13 protein-coding genes are annotated in these 19,353 nt (G+C 65.0%); 3 read left to right on the top strand and 10 right to left on the bottom strand.

Features of this window, described 5'->3' with window-relative positions; all coding sequences use genetic code 11:
- Positions 1 to 11: 11 nt before the first annotated feature.
- The 3 genes from ASC93_RS07500 to ASC93_RS07490 form a co-directional block, all read right to left on the bottom strand.
- Entirely contained in the window at positions 12 to 959 is a 948-nt protein-coding gene (locus ASC93_RS07500) for a glycoside hydrolase family 43 protein (protein WP_056439497.1), read from the bottom strand.
- Positions 960 to 1,016: 57 nt separating this feature from the next.
- Positions 1,017 to 2,357 carry an MFS transporter gene (locus tag ASC93_RS07495; protein WP_056439493.1) on the bottom strand — a complete coding sequence of 447 codons (1,341 nt, stop codon included), beginning with the start codon at positions 2,355 to 2,357 and terminating at the stop codon, positions 1,017 to 1,019.
- An 86-nt stretch (positions 2,358 to 2,443) separates the two neighbouring features.
- Positions 2,444 to 5,086 carry a TonB-dependent receptor gene (locus ASC93_RS07490; protein ID WP_056439491.1) on the bottom strand — a complete coding sequence of 881 codons (2,643 nt, stop codon included), beginning with the start codon at positions 5,084 to 5,086 and terminating at the stop codon, positions 2,444 to 2,446.
- Between the two features lie 197 nt (positions 5,087 to 5,283).
- On the opposite strand from ASC93_RS07490, the gene ASC93_RS07485 reads away from it, so the two are divergent.
- Together ASC93_RS07485 and ASC93_RS07480 are read left to right on the top strand one after the other, a co-directional pair.
- A complete protein-coding gene (locus ASC93_RS07485) occupies positions 5,284 to 6,081 on the top strand; it encodes a hypothetical protein (RefSeq protein ID WP_056439488.1) in 798 nt (265 codons plus the stop codon).
- Between the two features lie 109 nt (positions 6,082 to 6,190).
- Positions 6,191 to 8,299, top strand: a complete 2,109-nt coding sequence (locus tag ASC93_RS07480) for a GGDEF and EAL domain-containing protein (RefSeq protein WP_082547833.1) — start codon at positions 6,191 to 6,193, stop codon at positions 8,297 to 8,299.
- Between the two features lie 67 nt (positions 8,300 to 8,366).
- Here the strand turns inward: ASC93_RS07480 and ASC93_RS07475 are convergent, their stop codons facing one another.
- From ASC93_RS07475 to ASC93_RS07460, 4 genes are all read right to left on the bottom strand, one after another.
- Positions 8,367 to 9,617, bottom strand: a complete 1,251-nt coding sequence (locus ASC93_RS07475; protein ID WP_056439481.1) for a sugar MFS transporter — start codon at positions 9,615 to 9,617, stop codon at positions 8,367 to 8,369.
- Positions 9,618 to 9,663: 46 nt separating this feature from the next.
- Positions 9,664 to 10,320 carry a beta-phosphoglucomutase gene (gene pgmB / locus ASC93_RS07470; RefSeq protein ID WP_056439478.1) on the bottom strand — a complete coding sequence of 219 codons (657 nt, stop codon included), beginning with the start codon at positions 10,318 to 10,320 and terminating at the stop codon, positions 9,664 to 9,666.
- The gene (locus tag ASC93_RS07465; RefSeq protein WP_056439476.1) at positions 10,320 to 12,662 is read right to left on the bottom strand and encodes a glycoside hydrolase family 65 protein; all 2,343 of its coding nucleotides are present in this window, start codon (positions 12,660 to 12,662) and stop codon (positions 10,320 to 10,322) included. The genes pgmB and ASC93_RS07465 overlap by 1 nt, the downstream gene beginning before the upstream one ends.
- A 64-nt stretch (positions 12,663 to 12,726) precedes the next feature.
- Complete coding sequence (locus ASC93_RS07460) at positions 12,727 to 13,734, bottom strand: LacI family DNA-binding transcriptional regulator (protein ID WP_056439473.1); 1,008 nt, start codon at positions 13,732 to 13,734, stop codon at positions 12,727 to 12,729.
- Positions 13,735 to 13,963: 229 nt separating this feature from the next.
- On the opposite strand from ASC93_RS07460, the gene ASC93_RS07455 reads away from it, so the two are divergent.
- Positions 13,964 to 16,444: a TonB-dependent siderophore receptor gene (locus ASC93_RS07455; protein ID WP_229412631.1), complete on the top strand. Its 2,481-nt coding sequence runs from the start codon at positions 13,964 to 13,966 to the stop codon at positions 16,442 to 16,444.
- A gap of 65 nt (positions 16,445 to 16,509) precedes the next feature.
- Here ASC93_RS07455 and ASC93_RS07450 read toward each other — a convergent pair whose 3' ends face one another.
- The 3 genes from ASC93_RS07450 to ASC93_RS07440 all read right to left on the bottom strand — a co-directional run bounded on the left by ASC93_RS07450 (position 16,510) and on the right by ASC93_RS07440 (position 19,296).
- Positions 16,510 to 17,088, bottom strand: a complete 579-nt coding sequence (locus tag ASC93_RS07450; RefSeq protein ID WP_056439468.1) for a porin family protein — start codon at positions 17,086 to 17,088, stop codon at positions 16,510 to 16,512.
- A gap of 251 nt (positions 17,089 to 17,339) precedes the next feature.
- Positions 17,340 to 18,152 (bottom strand): prohibitin family protein, encoded by an 813-nt coding sequence (locus ASC93_RS07445; protein ID WP_056439465.1) that lies wholly within the window; start codon positions 18,150 to 18,152, stop codon positions 17,340 to 17,342.
- A gap of 274 nt (positions 18,153 to 18,426) precedes the next feature.
- A complete protein-coding gene (locus ASC93_RS07440; protein ID WP_056439460.1) occupies positions 18,427 to 19,296 on the bottom strand; it encodes an SDR family oxidoreductase in 870 nt (289 codons plus the stop codon).
- Between the last annotated feature and the right edge of the window lie 57 nt (positions 19,297 to 19,353).

The raw sequence follows: 19,353 nt of genomic DNA, 5'->3' as shown, positions 1-19,353 counted from the left end.
TTGTTATGTCCTCAGAGGGTGGAAGGCCGACCGAATACCGGCATGCCGTTCTCGTCCCAGCGCAGCGGTTTGACGAAAGTATGGCGGTCCGGATTCCACAGCGGATCGCCGACGATTTCGGTATAGGTGCGCGCATGATAGACGAGCATGACGGTAGCGCCATCTTCAGCATACGTGAAGCTGTTGTGGCCGGGTCCGTAGATGCCGTGATCGTAGCATGTACGGAACACGGGCTCGCGCGACTTTGTCCACGCCGCCGGATCGAGCAGGTCCGCGTTCTCGTCCGCCCACAGCAGGCCCATCGCGTAATTCTCGTCGGTGGCGCTGGCGGAATACGAGATGAAGATCTTGCCGTTACGGCGCAGGACGGACGGGCCCTCGTTGACCCAGAAGCCGCGGATTTCCCAGTCGTACTCGGGCTTCGAGAGCAGCACCGGCTGACCCTCGATCTGCCACGGCGTCTTCATCTTCGCGATGTACAGGTTCGAATTGCCTTCGATCGCCTTGTCCTTCTGCGCCCACAGGTAATACAGCGCGCCGTTGTGGTTGAAGGTCGTCGCGTCCAGGCAGAACGTGTCGATGCCCGTGTCGACCTGGCCCATGAATTCCCACGTGCCTTCGAGCGGGTTCGCGTTCGTATTGCGGATCGCGTACATGCGGTGCTGGAACAGCTTGTCCTTGATCTCGCGGCTCGGCGCGGCGGCGAAGTAGACGTACCACGCGCCCATGTTGAAATGCAGTTCCGGCGCCCAGACCAGTTCGCTGTACGGGCCGGTATCCGGCTTGATCCACGCGTCGACGGTGGGCGCGGCGGCCAGTTCGGCGATCGTTTTCGCGCGGCGCAGTTCGATGCGGTCGTATTGCGGGACCGAGGCGGTGAAATAGTAATAGCCGTCCGTGTGCCTGTAGATGTACGGGTCGGCGCGTTGTTCGATCAGGGGTTTCAGTACGGTGTCCATCGTCGTCTCGAGGGTTACATTTGATACGTCGCCCCCGCGCAGGCGGGGGCCCAAGTTTCACGCGCTGGCGCGGAGGTCTTCCTTGACGGTCGAGTAATACTCATCGCTGATGCGGTACTTGAACATCAGCGCCCCCATCAGGAAGTGGAAGAACCCCGGGATCACGGACAGCATCAGCGCAATGCCGTGCAGCGCCAGCGCGCCCTGTTCCTGGTTCGGCTGGTAGTGGAAATAATTCAGCAGCAGGCCCACGAGGCCGCCCGCGATGCCCATGCCGGCCTTTTGCGCGACCGAGATGCCGCCGAACGCGAAGCCGGACACGCGCTTGCCCGTCTTGACCTGGCCGTAGTCGATGGTCTCGGCGATCGCCGACCAGAACACGGGGGCGTGCAGGTCGACGACGAGCGACAGCAGGAAGTACAGGAAGAATGCCAGCGCCGTGTCGCCCGGCTTGACCATGAAATAAATCATCACGGACAGCACCGCCACCATCAGCTGGGTATAGCGGAACAGTTTTACCTTGCAATAGAACTTGGTCACCCACGTGGAGATCACCATCGCGATGATGGCGGCCGCGACGCCCGTCGACAGGAACGCCGACACCGTCGCCGTGTCGCCGTGCAGGTAATACTTGGCGTAATAGATCGCGACGGAACCGCGGATCACGTAGCCGATGGTGCCCGTCACGCAGACGGCGCACAGGATCAGCCACTGGTCGTTCTGCGCCAGCACCTGGATCTGTTCCAGCAACGGCTGGCGGCGGGTCTTGTAGACGACGCGCTCCGTCGTCGTGAAGAACGTGAACAGGAACAGCACGACGCCCAGCAGGGCCATCAGGGCCATCGCCGCCTGGTAGCCGGCGGCCTGGCTGCCGTTGCCCCAGCGCTGCGCGAGGATCGGCACGACGATCGTCACCATGAACGCGCCGACCTTGGCGAGGAACAGGCGATAACCGTTGGCGGACAGGCGCTCCTGCGGATCGCTCGTCAGGCCGCTGATCAGCGAAATGTACGGCACGCCCACGCCCGACGTCATCAGCGTCATCAGGATGTACGTGGAATACGCCCACACGAGCTTGGCGTCATAGCCCCAGTCCGGCGTGCTGAAGACGGCGAACACGGAAAGGCCGTAGGGTACGGCGAGGAACAGCAGATAGGGACGATAGCGGCCCCAGCGGCTCAGGAACGTATCCGTCATCTGGCCGACGACGAGGTCGGAACACGCGCCCACGAACTTGACCAGCACGAACAGCAGCGCGAGGTCGGTCGTCTTGAGTCCATAGACGTCCGTGTAGAAGAAGGTGATGATCAGCATCATCGACGAGATCACCACGTTGAGCGCCATGTCGCCGGCGCCGAAGCCCACTTTTTCGAGAGTGGAGAGTTTCTGGGTATGCATGCGGACTTCCTTCCAAACGAACAGGGTGCTACGCGGAGTTTCCCCGGGCAGCACCCTCATTATTGCCTATCGATCAGAAACCTGGATCAGTGTTTCCAACGCAGCGCAAAGCCGACGACGCGGTCATAACGGCGCACGTCACGCGGCAGCAACGGGGTGCCGTGGTAGTCGTGGTAGGCCTGGTCCAGCAGGTTGCTGCCGTCCAGGGTTGCCGTCAGGCTGTCCGTGATCTTGTACGAGAGCGAAGCGTCCAGCGTCTTGATCGGTTCGACGATCAGGTTCATGCCCAGGCCGCGGTAGTTGTACGTGTCCACGAACGAATCGCGCCAGCTGTAGGCCAGGCGTGCCGACCACGGACCGCGCTCGTACAGGCCGACCAGGTTATAGGCCTTCTTGGACATGCCAGGGAACGTGTTGCGGCTGCCGTCCGGCTCGGTCATGCCGCCGTTCATGAAGGTGAAGTTCGCCTGCACGCCCAGGCCGCTCATCCAGCCCGGCAGGAAGGAGAAGAACTGCTGGTAAGCACCTTCGAAGCCGTACAGCTTGGCCGTGTCCGTGTTGTACGGACGGTCCATCAGGTAGGCCTGGCCGTTGATCGTTTCCGTCGTCGTCTTGTGGCGGATGTAGTTCTTGAAGTCGTGCTGGAAGGCCGTACCGGTCACCGAACCGTCCTTCGAGAAATACCACTCCAGCGCCACGTCCAGGTTGCGGGCTTCCTGCGGCTTCAGGTTCGGGTTGCCGCCGGTGCCGCCCGGCGGATTGCCGTTGGTGGTGGTGACGGAACCGAGCACGACGCCCGGGTTGTAGTCGCCGAACGCGGCGCGTTCGATCGCCTTGCCGGCCACGATGCGGCCGACCAGGTCGTCGCGGAAGTTGGCGCGCACGTTCAGGCTCGGCAGCACATCCGTGTTGCTGGACGAGACCGACACCGGCGTGACCACGCCCGTACCGGCACGCGAGTTGCCATTGACACTCTGCTTGGTGTTCACGACGCGCACGCCGACGGTACCTTCGACCGGCACGCTCCAGGCATCGAAGCCGATCTTGGCCTTGCCGTAGATGGCTTCCGTCGTCTCGCGGTCCGTGTAATACGACAGCGGATCGTCCGGCAGGCCGTTCGGCGTACCGAGGATCGCCTGGCGCACGGTGGACGTGTTGTTCAGCAGGTATTCATAGCACGAAGCGTAGTACTGGTTCACGCCGTAGTTGCCGTACAACTGCGGGCTGACACACGACAGGCCGGGGACGCTGGCCGGGTTCTGGCCGGTGATCGTCGCCGGACGGTAGTTGTTCAGTTCGTGCGCATACGACGCATCGCGCTGGGCCCAGCGCACGCCGCCGCTCAGTTCCTTCAGCAGGCTGGCATCTTCCGGCGTCCAGGTCACGTCGCCGCGCCAGTCGTTGGCCGAGCCGTTCGAATGATTGTGGTTGTCGTACAGCGCGATCATGGTCCACTTGGACGGATCGGTCAGGTCCGTGCCCGGATAATCGACGTAGCCGCCGCCGTCACGCACGCCGCCGACGACCGCGTGGGGCGCGGTGTAGATCGAGTCGAGGATCGGGTTTTCCTGGCGATAGGTCGATACCGTGCGCACCAGTTCGGACGACAGGCGGATCGTCGACGACGCGTCCCAGATGCCGCCGAGAGCCAGCTGGCTGCCCTTCGACCAGTCGCGCCGTGCCTGGGTCGAGCTCAGCACCAGCGACGTGTCGCTCGGATTGCTGACGCTGGACAGGTAGTTCTTGCCGCCCTCGGTGGTCGTCGTGATGGTCGAAGCCGGGCTGTACACCGGCAGGCCGCCGACGAAGAAGATACTCTGCGAATCGTGGTCGATCTTGGTGCCGAAGCCTTCGGCATAGAACTGCATGTCGCGGTTCGGGCGCCACTGGGCCGAGAAGTTCGCCGCCAGGCGCTTGCGGTCGCCCGTCGTCATCACGCGGCCGTTGCCGTCCGCGCCCTGCACGGTCTGGCCGTTGGCCGTGTACGTGGCCGGCTGGCCGGCCCACGCGGCCTCGTCGAAATAGCGGCCGCGCTGATACGACAGGCCGCCCAGCAGGCCGACGTCGCCGATGCTGGTCTTCCAGCGGTTCGACCACAGGCCGCCGATCTGCGGGTCGGTCTTGCCGGCCTTGTCGCGGTGCTCGGCACGCGCGTTGATGGCGACCTGCTCGCCCTTGAAGTCGAACGGACGGAAGGTGCGCACGTCGATGACGCCCGACGTACCGCCTTCGACCATGTCGGCGCCCTGCGATTTATACACGTCCACGCGCTGCAGCATCGAGACCGGCACGTCGGACATCACCAGCGAACGGCTGGCCGCGGTGAACATTTCGCGGCCGTTGATCAAGGTGGTCACGCCGCCGAGGCCGCGGATCACGATGCTGCTGGCTTCGCCGTTGTTGTGCAGGATCTGCACGCCGGTGACGCGGCCGAGGATCTCGGCGACGTTCTTGTCCGGGAATTTACCGATGTCGTCGGCGACGATGGAATCGAGCACCTGATCGGCGTTCTTCTTGATCGTCTGCGCGCTCTGCGCCGCCTGGCGCTGGCCGCTGACGACCACGACGTTGGCGCCGCTGGCCTGGTTGACGTCCTGGGCGGCGCCGGCGTCCTGGGCGCGTACGGAAACGCTCGTCAACAGACCGATGCCCATGAGTGCGGCAACGGTGCCGCGCAATGCGAAGGTGCGGGGTGCAGGCGCGAACCGGCCCGATGCGATGGGTTCCATACGTCTCCTTTAAATATTGTTATGTTTCTGAAAGCGAGGCACACTTTCTGAACTGGCATGCTTAAAGGTAATCTTAGGCGTTCGAGTGAGAACGATCCAATCAATTTTTCCGCAACTTCGATATCATTTTTCGTATCCATAAACGACGCAACGCTTTGTGACATCGATTGCAGACCCATGTTGCATACCCATAAATCATGCTTTCAAGCACCATTGCCACGTTTTCATCGTTCCGCGACCTCATCCAGGGCACCGATCCGGACGCCGTCGCCACACCCGCGCAGATCCCCGACGGCTTCCTGCTGGCGCGCGCCGGCGCCCTGAGCGCCCACTACATCCCGTTCGATTACGTGAACCGCGCGGCGCGGGTCGTGCTGGTCGGCATCTCGCCCGGCTTCGTGCAGTGGAAGAATGCCGTGCGCGAGGCGCGCCGCCTGCTCGCGCTCGGCGCAAGTCAGGACGCGGTGCTGCGCGCGGCCAAGTACACCGGCGCGTTCAGCGGCGCGATCCGCCCGAACCTCGTCGCCCTGCTCGACCACGTGGGCCTGCAGCGCTGGCTCGGCATCGCCGGCTGCGCCTCGCTGTTCGGTGCGCACGCGCACCTGATGCACGTGACGGCCGTGCTGCGCCACCCGGTCTTCGTCGACCAGAAGAACTACAACGGCGCGGCGCCGAACATGCTGACGACCCCGCTGCTGCAAGCCCAGCTGCTCGACTATTTCGCGCGCGAGGCGAGCCTCCTGCCCGACGCCGTCTACGTGCCGCTGGGCCCCAAGGTCGGCCTCGCGCTCGACTGGCTCGCGCGGCGCGGCGTGCTTGCGCCCGACCGCATCCTGCACGGGATGCCGCACCCGTCCGGCGCCAACGCGGAACGCATCGCCTACTTCCTTGGCCGCAAGGACCGGGCCGCGTTGTCGAGCCGCACGAACGGCGCGCGGATCGATGCGGACCGGCTCGCGCTGCGCGCGAAAATGGCCGCGCTGGGCATCGGCTGACGCCGGTTCCAGCCACCCGGCAACAAAGGCGAGCACGACTGTCTTTCGTGCTGCACGCGGACGGCACGCGGCGTTACACTGACAACGTCCAGCGTCAAGGTAGACGATCATGCAGAATTGTTCTCCTGAAGAAGTTCGCTCCCTCCTCGAAAACATCGAGCACCTGCCGGTGCCGTTCTTCAAGCGCCTGATCGAAGCCAGCAACACGGGCATCATCATTGCCGACGCGAGCCTGCCGGACAATCCGATCGCCTACGTCAACCCCGCCTTCGAAAAGCTGACGGGCTACCTGTCGCACGAAGTGGTCGGCCGCAACTGCCGCTTCCTGCAGCGCGACGACCGCGACCAGCCCGAGATCGGACGCATGCGCCATTGCGTGGAACACGCCGAGATCTGCACGGCCCTGCTGCGCAACTACCGCAAGGACGGCAGCCTGTTCTGGAGCCGCATGCATCTGTTTCCCGTGAGCGAAGACGGCGCCGCGCCCACGCACTTCGTCGCATTCCTGCAGGACGTGACGGAGGTGGTGGAAGCCCAGCGCGCGGCCGTGCAGGCGCGCGAACGCCTGAGCACCATGCTGGAGAGCATTGCCGACGGCTGCTTCTCGGTCGACCACGACTGGCGCTTCACCTACATCAACGCGCGCGGCGCGGCCGCGATCTCGCGCCGCCCGGAAGAGCTGATCGGCAAGCGCATGTGGGACGAATTCCCGGAAGCGGTCGACGGCCCGTTCTACCAGACCTATATGCGCGCGATGGACGAGCAGGAAGTCGCCAGCTGCGAGAGCTATTACGAACCGCTGGGCATGTGGATCGAAGTCCGCGCCTACCCGTCGCGCGAAGGCCTGACCGTGTTCTTTGCCGACGTCACCGAGCGCAAGGAAGCCGAGACGCGGCTCGTGCACCTGGCCACGCACGACAGCCTGACGGGTTTGCACAACCGCTTCAGCTGCCTGCGCATACTCGACGACGCGCTCGCGCGCTCGGTCGAGGAAGACCGCAACGTGGGCGTGCTGTTCGTCGACCTCGACCACTTCAAGGAAGTCAACGACGCCCACGGCCACCGCGCCGGCGACACCGCGCTGCAGGAGATCGGGCGCCGCCTCGGCGGACTCGCCAGCAGCGGCGTCACCGTGGCGCGCATCAGCGGCGACGAATTCGTGTTCGTGCTCGACGACATGGATACCGAAGGCGCGAAAGCGGTGGCCGCGGCCGTCCTGCAGCAGCTGGCCATCCCGATCCCGGTCGACGGCCACCACGTGGCGATCGGCGGCAGCATCGGCATCGCGATCGGCAGCGGCAGCGACTACACGGCCGACGAACTGCTCAACAACGCCGACGCCGCCATGTACGAAGCGAAGGACAACGGCCGCCACACGTTCGCCGTGTTCTCGCCGCAGGCGCGCCATCTGCTCAAGCAGCGCCTGGAGCTGCGCCAGGACGTGTTCTCGGCCCTCGAACGGCGCCAGTTCGTGCTGTTCTACCAGCCGCAGGTCAGCGCCGCCAACGGCGCCGTCGTCGGCGCCGAGGCGCTGCTGCGCTGGGAACATCCGCGCCTCGGGCTGCTGGCCCCCGACCTGTTCCTGCCCATGCTGGAAGGCTCGCCCGCCATCACCGCCGTCGGCGCCTGGGTGTGCGAGGAAGCGTGCCGCCAGGCGCGCGAATGGGAGTTGCTGGGCTACCGGCTGCGGATGGCGGTGAACGTCTCGCCGCGCCAGCTGACGGACGAGAACCTGCCGCCGCTGCTCAAGAACATCGTCGCGCGCTACGGCCTGGACGCCGAGTGCATCAAGCTGGAAGTCACGGAGAGCATGCTGATGCAGGACATCGAGAAGGCGGCGCTGGTGCTGCGCTCACTGCAGAGCGTGGGCTTTCGCATCGCCCTCGACGACTTCGGCACCGGCTACTCGAACCTGTCGTACCTGCGCCAGCTGCCGATCACCGCGATCAAGATCGACCGCTCTTTCGTGCGCGAGATCGGGCAGGACCAGCGCTGCCTCGACATCGTCAACGGCGTGATCGCCTTCGCCAAGTCGCTCAAGCTCGACGTGATCTGCGAAGGCATCGAGACGGAGCTGCAGCGGGAAGCGATCCGCTCGACGGGATGCGACGTGCTGCAGGGATACCTGATCGGCAAGCCGATGCGCGCCAGCGATTTTCGCGCGCTGCTGCTGGCGCAGAGCGCGGAGCCGGCGCAGGCCGATCCGGGTTGCCAGTAGGGTGGGCGCCCCGCGCCCACCGAACGTTCGCGGGCCGCACACGCATGGTGGGCGGGGGCCGCCCACCCTACGCCATAACAGCCACCTCCGTCACCACTTTCTCCACCTGCCGCTTGAACGCATACAGGCTCCCCACCATCAGCACGATCGGCACGAGCGTCAGGTAGAACGCGAAGTGGCCGTTGAAATGCCCGAACACATACCCCGTGATGAGCGACCCGGTGGTGCCGCCCAGCGCCGAAAAGATCACGAGCAGGCCCGTCATCGGCGCGTGCTGGTGCTTCGGGAGAGAACTGAGCATCACGGAATTGATGCCCGGGTAGATCGGCGCCATGAACAGGCCGATGAACGGGAACAGGAACGCGGCCACCGGCGCCGTCGCCCACGTCACGTTGGGGTCGAGTTTGACGCCGTGCGTGAGGGGCAACGCGAGCAGCACCGTCGCGCCCATCGCCAGCATGCACGCGGTCAGCACCGGATACCAGTTCAGGCGGCGCATGATGACGCCCGCCGACAGCCGTCCCACCGCGAGGCAGCCCGCGTAGATGCTCGTGACCTGCACGCTCATCGCGGCGGGCAGTTTCAGGATCTCGTTGTTGAACGTCGGCAGCCACGTGCCGACGGCCTGCTCGACGAGCACATATAAAAACGCGGTCAGCACGAACACGCACACGAGCGGACGGGCGAACAGGCGCAGCATCTCGACGAAGTCCGCGGCCGGCCCGCGGCTGTGCGGCGGCGCCGCGCCGTGCTCGTCGAAGGACGTCGACAGCACGAGCAGGAACGTCGCCACGCACAGCGCGCACAGGATCCAGTAGACGTTCAGCCAGCTCGTCGAGGCGGGATGGTCGGAATCGATGAAGAAGCCGAAGATCCAGTACGCCGACAGCACGCCGACCATGAAGAAGCCTTCCAGCAGGTTCGTGATGCCCGCATGATGCTTGCGGTCGCGCGCGACGAGGCCGATGGTCGAGTACACGGACACCTTCGCCAGCGCGAACGCGACGCCCACGCACAGGAACAGCAGCTTGGCCGTGGCGAAGGCGGGAATCAGCGGCATCGCCAGCGTGGCGGCGGCGACGATCGCCAGCGCCAGCAGCATCGCCTTCTTGTAGCCGAAGCGCGGCAGGGTCGACGCGACGAGGAAGGACACGATCGCGATCGGCAGGTCCTTGAACCCTTCGAGCACGCTGGCCGCGCCCTTGTCGACGCCGTAGTTGTGGATGACCTGGAGGATCACCGTGCCCACGCTGTTGAGCAGGATGGCGAACACGAAGTAGATCAGGAAGAGGGCCAGCAGGATGCGGCGTTGGTTCACGTTTGTCTCCGCTTGGTTTTTGTCATTATCGTTATTGCGATGCGCGTCAGTAGTCTTCGAGCCGGAACGCTTCCATTGACGGTATCACGCGGTCGGCCCGGTACAGCACGTCCGGACGGCCCACGCCCACCGCGACCATGCCCGCATCCTTGATCGACGCGACGCCGGCGGCCGCGTCTTCCACGCCGAGGCAGTCCGCGGGCGGCACGCCCAGGTGCGCGGCCGCGGTGAGGAAGATCTCTGGATCGGGCTTGCCGTTGACGACGGTCGCGGCATCGACGACGTCGTCGAAACGGTCGCGGATGCCCAGGCGGTCCAGCACCGTGAACGCGTTGCGGCTGACCGATGCGAGACCGATCTTCAGGCCCGCCGCGCGCACGTCTTCCAGCGCGCGCAAGGCGCCCGGCAGCAGGTCGCCCGGCGTCATCGTCGCGATCAGTTCCTGGTAATGGCCGTTCTTGGCATCGGCCAGCGCACGCTGTTCCTCGGGCGTGTAGGCGCGCGGCGCGCGCGCGAGGATCAGGGCCAGGGAGCCCATGCGGTCGACGCCTTTCAGCTGCTCGTTGAACGCTTCGTCGAACGGCGCGCCGACGCTGTCCGCCAGGCGCTTCCACGCGAGGTAGTGGTAGTGCGCGGTGTCGGTGATGACGCCGTCGAGGTCGAAGATCACGGCCTTGAATCTGGAAACCGGGCGGGTGCTCATTATTTGTTCTCCATGCGGATGTGCGCGCGCTGCGCGTCGAGTGCGATCGGGGTGCCGCCGTGGGCGAACGCCAGGCGTTCGCCGCGCAGCAGGCGGTAGCCGGTGCCGGCGCCGTCGACCGCCACTTCCAGCAGCGCGCCGCGCACCTGCACGTTGAAGCGGTAGCCGGTCCATTGGTCCGGCAGGGTCGGCGCGAAGCGCAGGCCGGCGTCGTCGAGGCGCATGCCGGCAAAGCCGTAGGCGACGCCCAGCCAGGTGCCGGCCATCGCGGCCGTGTGCACGCCGTACTGCGTGTTGGCGTGGGTGTTGTCGAGGTCGAGGCGGGCCGTCTCCATGAAGTAGGCGTAGGCCTTGTCGCGATAGCCGATCTCGCTGGCGACGATGCTGAAGATGCAGGACGACAGCGAGGAATCGTGCGTCGTCACGCCTTCGTAGAAATCGAAGTCGCGGCGCTTGTCGCCCTCCGAAAACTGGTTCGACAACAGCAGCAGCGCCAGCACGACGTCCGCCTGCTTGCACACCTGGTGGCGATAGATGACGAGCGGGTGGTAGTTGAGCAGCAGCGGATAATTTTCCTGCGGCGTGTTCGCGAAATCCCACGGCTTCTTGGACAGGAAGCTGTCGTCCTGTTCGTGGATGCCGAGGTCGTCGTCGTACGGCAGGAACATCGCCGCGCTGGCCGCGCGCCAGGCCCGGATCTCGTCGTCGGACAAGCCGATGGCATGCGCGACGCGCGCGTAGTCGTCGGGCCGCTCGGCGCGCAGGCGCTCGGCGACGTCCGCCGCGAACGTCATGTGCATGCGCGCCATCGCGTTCGTGTAGTAGTTGTTGTTGACGAGGGCCGTGTACTCGTCCGGCCCCGTCACCTCGTTGATGCAGAAGCGGCCCTTGCGGTCGTAGCCGCCGATGCCGGTCCAGATGCGTGCCGTCTCCAGCACGATCTCGGCGCCCTGCGCCGCCATGAAGTCGAAGTCGCCGGTCGCCAGCAGGTACAGGCGGATCGAGTACGCGACGTCCGCGTTGATGTGGTATTGCGCGGTGCCGGCCGGGAAATAGGCGGAACACTCCTCGCCCGCGATCGTGCGCCATGGGTACAGCGCGCCCTTGGCGTGCGCCATCTGGCGCGCCCGTTCGCGCGCCTTGGGCAGGCCGTTGTAGCGGTACTGCAGCAGTGCGCGCGCGATCTCGGGGCGGGAGAACAGGAAGAACGGGAACACATAGATTTCCGTGTCCCAGAAATAGTGGCCTTCATAGCCCTCGCCCGTCACGCCCTTGGCCGCGATGTTCGTCTTGCCGTCGCGGCCCACGGACTGCAGCAGGTGGAACTGGTTGAAGCGCACGCCCTGCTGCAGGGCGTCGTCGCCGGCGATGGACACGTCGGCGTCAGTCCAGAAGCGGGCCAGGTAGCCGGCCTGCTCGCGCGCCAGGGCCTCGAACCCGGCGGCGCGGGCCTGCGCCAGTTCGGCGCGCGCGTGCGGGCCGACGGCATCGATCGCCATGTCGCGCGAGCTGGCGTAGGCGACGTATTTGTGCAGTGTGAACGTGGCGCCCTGCGCGACGTCGGCCTCGAATACGTGGCCCAGTCCGGCCGGCGCGACGCGCGCCGCCGCGCCCGACGGCACGGATGCCGTCGCGGTGGCCAGCGCAAAACCGCTGTGGCGCGTGCGCTGCAGCAGCAGCACGTCGTGCGCGCCGACGTCGCGTCGCGTCTCGATCAGCGACGGTCCCGTCAGCGCGGACCCGACGCGCGGATCGTCGCCCGCCTGCAGGTTCGTCACGGCGGCATCGATGTCGGCATCGATGCGCACGGGGCCCGAAAAATTCAGCGGCGTGACGGCATACTCGATGGCCGCGACGTGCTTGCGCGCGCAGCACACGAGCCGGCGGCTGGCGATGCGCAGGCGCTTGCCGGTCGCCGTCTCCCACTCGACCGTGCGCACCAGCAGGCCGGTTTTGAGGTCCAGCGTGCGCTCCCACGCGAGCACGCGCCCGCCATCGAGCGAAAAGCGTTCGCCGTCGACGACGGCCGCGACGCGCTTGGCGTTCGGCACGTTGAGCATGAATTCGTTCACGCGGGCCAGGCCATACGCGTTTTCGGGATAGCGGATGGCTTCCGTGTCGTAAAAGCCGTTCAGGTACGTGCCTTCCAGCGTCTGGCCCCCGCCCTCGCGCGTGCCTTCGTCGGGCGTGCCGCGCATGCCGATGTAGCCGTTCCCCAGCGTGAACAGGGTCTCGTGCAGGAACGCGCGCGCCGGATCGAACGCCGCCTCGCGGATGCGCCAGGGCTCGGCCGCGATGGCGCCATTGTTATCGATGTCATTCGTGTTATCGATGTCATTCATCACTTCAGTTTCCTCGTCTCGTGCGCGGGGCGCGTTCTTCAAGCTTGTCGGTGTGCGGGGGAGATCAGGTGTGGCGTACGATCAGCGTGGTCGGCAGCGTTTCGGACTGCACGCGCTCGCCTTCGATCATGGCCAGCATTTTTTTCGCGAGCAGCACGCCGCCGTCGCGCAGGTATTGGTGGACGCTCGTGAGCGGTGGCACGAAGCTGGCGGCGCCCGGCGTGTCGTCGTAGCCGATCACGGAAATATCGTCGGGCACGCGCAGGCCCGCTTCCGTCAGCGCGCGGATGGCGCCCATCGCCAGCAGGTCGCTGGCGGCGAACAGGCCGTCGATGCTGTGGCCGCTCTTCTTTTTCAGCAGCGACGTCACGCAGTCGAAACCCGCCTCGAACGTGAACGCCTTCGGGCGCAGGATGTGCACGGTGGCGCGGTTCGACAGCGCGTCGATGAAGCCGGCGCAGCGTTCCTGCACCTCGGCGTGGTCGACGTCGCCGACGAAGATCAGCTTGCGCCGGCCCTGCTCCAGGAAGCGCTCGGCGACGCTGGCGCCGCCCTTGCGGTTGTCGGAACCGACCACCGTGTACGTGGCGCCGTCTTCCGGCGCGCCCCACACGACGAGCGGCAACGTGGTCTGTTGCAGCGCCTTGACGGCCTCGCCGTGCGAGCCCTGGCCCAGCAGGATCAGGCCGTCGGCGCCCTGCACCGGCGCCGTGTCGAGCAGCTGCTTGGACGTGAGCACCACGCTGTAGCCGGCCGTCGTCAATTCCTGCGTGATGCCGCCCAGGAGTTCGAGCGGATACGGGTCCGACATCGGCCGCCCTTTCACGGGCGTCATCTCGACGACGACGGCGACGGAATACGAGCGGCGCATGCGCAGGTTGCGCGCGCTGATGTTGAAGCGGTAGCCCTGCTCGGCCGCGATCTTGCGGATCTTTTCGCGCGTGTTTTCCGTCACGAGCGGACTGTCGCGCAGCGCGCGCGACACCGTGATCGTGGAGACGCCGGCGATCTTCGCCAGGTCTTCCATCGTCACTGCGGAGTCGCCGACTGGATTTTTTTTCGCTTGCGCCATGGTGTTCGTGAGGGTAAGGCTGAGGTAGCGGTATCAGATTACTTGAGCGGAACGGATTATGACAGATTTTTTTGCGTTGTCGACAAAAAATGACATCGATAGCATTTTGATTGACATCGATGTCATCCGATGTTTCAATGACCGCACTTTCCTTGTCGGACCATCAATCGACGGGAAATCCGGGGAGGAGACGCCCCGCAGCCGGTTCCCAATCACAAGAGAGCATAATATGAACAGCCCCATGCTGAAAAACACCATGCAGTTCCCGCAACTGTCGGCAGTTGCCCTCGCCGTCCTCGCACTCGTCACCCAGTCCCAGGCGAGCGCCCAGCAGGCTTCTCCCCAGCCCCAGAAGGACAACGTCCAGCAAGAAATCCAGCAAGTCGTCGTGACCGGTACGGCATCGGCCTCGGGCACGCGCAAGATCGACACGAGCTTCTCGATCACCACCGCGACCGAGGAACAGCTGAAGCAGGCCGCGCCGTCCAGCACGGCCGACGTCCTCAAGATCGTGCCGGGCGTGTATGCCGAAGCGACGGGTGGCCAGTCCGGTGCCAACATCGAAGTGCGCGGCTTCCCGTCGGGCAGCGACTCGCCGTTCGTTTCCGTGCAGATGAACGGCAACCCGATCTTCCCGGTGCCCGTGCTGTCGTTCTTCGAAGGCTCGTCCGCCTTCCGCCTGGATGACACGATCGAGCGCGTCGAAGTGCTGCGCGGCGGTCCGAGCACGATCTATTCGAGCGGCCAGCCGGGCGCGACGATGAACTTCATCATGAAGAAAGGTGGCGACGATCCGGAAGGCAGCCTGCGCTTCACGACCGGCACCGGCAGCCTGCGCCGCTTCGACGGCGTCTACAGCGGCAAGATCGCCGAAGGCTGGTACGGCATGATCGGCGGCTTCTACCGCACGACGAACGGCGTGCGCGACTCGGGCTTCCCGGCCGACGACGGCGGCCAGCTGTCCGCCTCGCTCACCCGCAAGCTGGACCAGGGCGAGCTGACGGTCTATGCCCGCTCCACGTCCGACAAGAACGCGTTCTACACGGGCGTGCCGCTGATCTCGTCGAACAACGGCCACACGATCTCGTCGTTCCCGGGCTTCGATCCGCTGCGCGGCACCCTGATGAGCAACGAGATGCGCAACTTCACGGTCGAGGCCGGCCCAGGCAAGACGCTGAACTACGACCTGGGCGATGGCCGCGGCCTGTCCTCGAACCTGGTCGGCGCCGATTTCCAGCAAAAGCTGAACGGCTGGGACGTGTCGAACAAGTTCAATTATTTCAAGGGCGACCTCGACACCATCGCCATGTTCACGGGTAACAACCCGCTGAGCGCGGCCGATTACGTGAGCCAGGCCATCGCCTCCGCCAACGGCAATTCCGCCGTGCTGGCCGCGGCCGGCGCGCCCGCCACCGGCGGCGCCATCACGTACACGAACGGCGGCGGCACCGTCGCCGCGAACCAGCAGGTCGTGCAGGCGGGCCTGTGGGCCGTCGAGAAAAAGCTGCGCTCGTTCACGGACGAATTCCGCGTCAGCCGCGACATCGGCCGCGACAACACCGTCACGGCCGGCGCCTACGTCGCGAACTACTCGTCGCACGACGTCTGGTACCTCGGCAACAGCCACCTGATGACGGCGACGCCGAACGCACGCCTCATCGACGTCGCGCTGAACAACGGCACCGTCGTGTCGCACAACGGCACCGACGGCAACGTGTTCTACGCGCCGATCGCCTCGTACGACGGCAACAACACGGCCGTGTTCCTGGCCGACGAATGGCGCATCAACGACCGCATCAAGGTCGACGCCGGCATGCGCCACGAGAAGCAGCACATCTCGGGCTCGATCTCGAACCTGACGTCGGGCGACACGGACAACAATCCGCTGACCGTGTACAACAACGGCACGTCGCAGCCGAGCGGCAGCTTCACGGGCCTGTCGCGCGACGACTCCGCGAACTCGTTCACGGCCGGCGGCCTGTACAAGCTGACGAAGGATTCCAGCGTGTTCGTGCGCGCCAACCAGGGCCACACGTTCATCTATTTCGACGACCTGCGCAATGCCGGCAGCCAGGACGTCGTGAACGACCGCAACCGCGTCCCGACGCCGAAAGTCACGCAGTACGAGATCGGCTACAAGACCGCGACGCCGCTGTACAGCGCCTACGTCAACGCCTTCTTCACGGACTTCACGGGCATCTCGTTCCAGCAGATCACCACGACCGGCGTGCTGTACTCGGTGAGCGGCTCGCACGGCAAGGGCGTGGAATTCGAACTGGCCGTGCGCCCGATCACGGGCCTGCAACTGCAGCTGACGGGCGACTGGCAGGATTCGACGTACAAGGACAACCCGACCATTGCGGGCAACCAGGTGCAGCGCCAGCCGAAGTTCCAGTACCGCTTCTCGCCGAGCTACCGCATCCCGCTGGGCGATTACGCGCTGCGCCTGTACGGCACCTACGCGCACGTGGGCGCGCGCTGGGCCGACCAGCAGAACACCCAGTACCTGCCGTCGTATAACACGCTGGACCTGGGCATCCTGGCCGAGCTGTCGGACAAGCTGGAATTCCGCGTCACCGGCACCAACGTCAACAACGCGCTCGGCCTGACCGAAGGCAATTCGCGCCTCGTCGGCAGCAGCGTCGGCCCGATCAACGCCCGTCCGATCTTCGGCCGCACGTGGGAAGCGTCGTTCACCTACCGCTTCTGATGGCCTGATTTACCGCTTCTTCTGCTGTACCCTCTTGGCGGGACTTCGGTCCCGCCTTTTTTCGTTCAGAACCCGAACTTCAGCCCCGCCGACCACACGCCGGGACGCGCGCCGAAGGCTTGCTGCTTGCCGTAGTTCTCGTATTCGCCGACGACGGACATGCGCTCGTTCAGCTTGTACTGCACGCCGAGACCGGCATACACGTTATCGTTGGTATCCGTGTCCGACAGGCCAAAGCTTCCGCTCAGCTTGCGTTGGTTGTGCGCCACGCCCAGCTTGCCGTAGGCCGAGAACCGGTCGTTGATGGGCACCGTGTACTTGGCGGCGATATACGCGCTGTAGCCCTTGGTCGCCAATGTGGTGCCGCCAGGCGTGTTGGTCATCGCCTCCGAGAAATGAACATCCTGGCTCGAGAAGTTCACATAACCCGCCTCGACACCGACGTTGTTCGACAAGTCGACGCCGCCGAAAATCTTGGCGTCCGTGTGGCGGCTGTCGGTGGTGACGTTGCGGGCGCTCACCACGCCGATGCCGACGTAGGGACGATAAGACACCGTATCGGACGGGGTCGACGATTGCTGCGCGTGAGCGGCGGTGCCTGCGGCGAGCGCGGCGGCGGCGAGGACGAAGGTGAATGCTTTCATTGCTATCTCCTGTTGTGGTCTGGCGCACGATTCGGAATGAATCGCGACGGTCGCCACGATAGCAATGTGTTCAGAAAGCAAAAATCCCGGATTGGTAAGGATCTGTTACGGGTATGCAGACAACCGACCTTCAGGTCGAATATGCATGCCGATGTGTCAATGATTATTACAAGACATAACGCGACGATGGCTGCGTGTTGCCAGCCATACGTCGACGCTATTTTTGTTTCACAGTTTTACAATTGCAGTGCTTACTTCGCCTCGTTCGTCACATTGATGAACGGGATCGCACCGCCCGCCACATTCGGCAGCTTGCCGTCCCACTTCTCGATGGCCATGCGCTGGTTTTCCATCTCGCGCAGGCGGATCAGTTCCGGCGTCACCTGCTGGCGCTGCACGGCCAGCGATTCCGCCTCGGCCTTGGCCTGCGCCACGCGCTGCTTCGCTTCCACCTCGATGCGCTGCAGGTCGCGTTCCGCCTTGAGCTTGAGCTGCTCGGCCGTCGTCTTGGCTTCGATCGCTTCGTTGAACGAGCGCGAGAAATTGAAGTTCACGATCGAGAACTCGTCCACCATGATGCCGTGGCGCGCCAGCCGCTCGCGCAGCTGGGTGACGATCTGGTCGCGCACGTCGGTCCGCTTGGCGATCAATTCCTCGGCCGTGAAGCGCGCGGTGACGGCCTTCACCGCCTCCTGCACGGACGGGATGATGATGCGCTGGCCCGGCTCGTTGCCCAGGTCGCGGAACACCGTGATGGCGGCATCCGGCCGCACGTGGTAGTTCAGCGCCACGCGGGTGTGCACCGTCTGCAGGTCGCGCGAGGCCGCGTCGCCGTCGCCTTCGCCCTTCTGGATCGAGACGTTGACCAGGTTGAGCTTTTGCGCCAGCGGCACGCGGAAGTGGATGCCCTCGCTCAGCACCTGGTCGCCCGGGCTGCCGAACGTCGTCATCACGCCCCGGTAGCCCGCCGGCACGGTCCCGAACGGCGCCAGCGCCCACACCAGGAACAGGACGACCACCAGGACGATGATTTTTGCGCCCGCGTTCAGTGATACTCGATTCATTTTGCATCCCTTTCTGCTTGGTTCCGCCGATCGACTTTGGCCGGCAGCTCGTCAATTAGGAACCTCGAGAAACCGTCGCGAGCGGCCGCAATGGTGTCCGAGAAGCGGAGCTGTACGCAAGTACAGCGAGCATCGCAGGACAACAGTGCAACGCGCAGCAGGTTTATCGACGTTTCTATATGAGTTGACGATGAACAAGTGTATAGCGGTCGGGTCAACAAAAGAATCAGAAATATCAGAGGTTCAACTGCGGGAAAGCCGAAGCCTCGTGGCGTCAGGCCGCGGCGGCGATGCCGGCGGCGAAGTCGCGATACGAACGCAGCGGCCGTCCCAGCAGCGCAGTCAGCCGCGCGACGTCACCCGCCGCCGGGACCATGCCGTCGGTAAGGAAGCGCTCACTCATCAGGCGCATGTCGTACGCCATCCAGGCCGGCATGAACCGGCGCAGGTTCTGCTCGAACCCGGCCGTGTCGTCGCCGCCGTACGCGATCGGGCGTTGCAGCACGTCCGACCAGATGGCGGCGACGTCCGCCCCCGTCAGCGTGTCCGGACCGACCAGATTGATCCGCTCAGTCGGCAGCGGCCGCGTGGCGTTGTGGCGGTGGATCAGCTCGATGGCCGCGATCTCGCCGATGTCGCGCACGGCGATCATGGCCAGGCCCTTGGCGCCGATCGGCATCGGGTAGGTGCCGTAGCCGAGCACGACGTCCTTGATCGTGACGTCGTTGTCCATGAAATACGCTGGACGCAGGATCGTGGCGGAAAAGCCCATCCGCTCGATCATCCGCTCGACGCCGAACTTGCCCGCGAAGTGAGGCACGTTGACGTACAGGTCGCTGTGGATGACGGACAGGTAGACGACCCGGTCCACACCCGCTTCCCGGGCGACGTTGAGCGCGACCAGCGCCTGCGTGAATTCGTCGGGCACGACGGCATTCAGCAGGAACAGCGTGGACACGCCGGCGAACGCGCCGCGCAGCGCATCGACGTCGAGCAGGTCGCCCTGGACGACGTCGACGCCGGCCGGGAAATCGGCTTTCGCGGGGTTGCGGACGAGTACGCGGACATTGGCGCCGCGCTTCACGAGTTGATCGACGACGTGGCGGCCGACGTTGCCCGTTGCTCCGGTGACGAGAATGGTCATGATGTTTGCTCCTGGTGGAAGTTGATAAGTGTCGGTTGACGCTTCACAGCTTAGACG

Source organism: Massilia sp. Root335 (assembly GCF_001425685.1).
Taxonomy (GTDB): Bacteria; Pseudomonadota; Gammaproteobacteria; order Burkholderiales; family Burkholderiaceae_D; genus Telluria; species Telluria luteola.
This window is presented reverse-complemented; position numbering and strand designations above follow the sequence as displayed.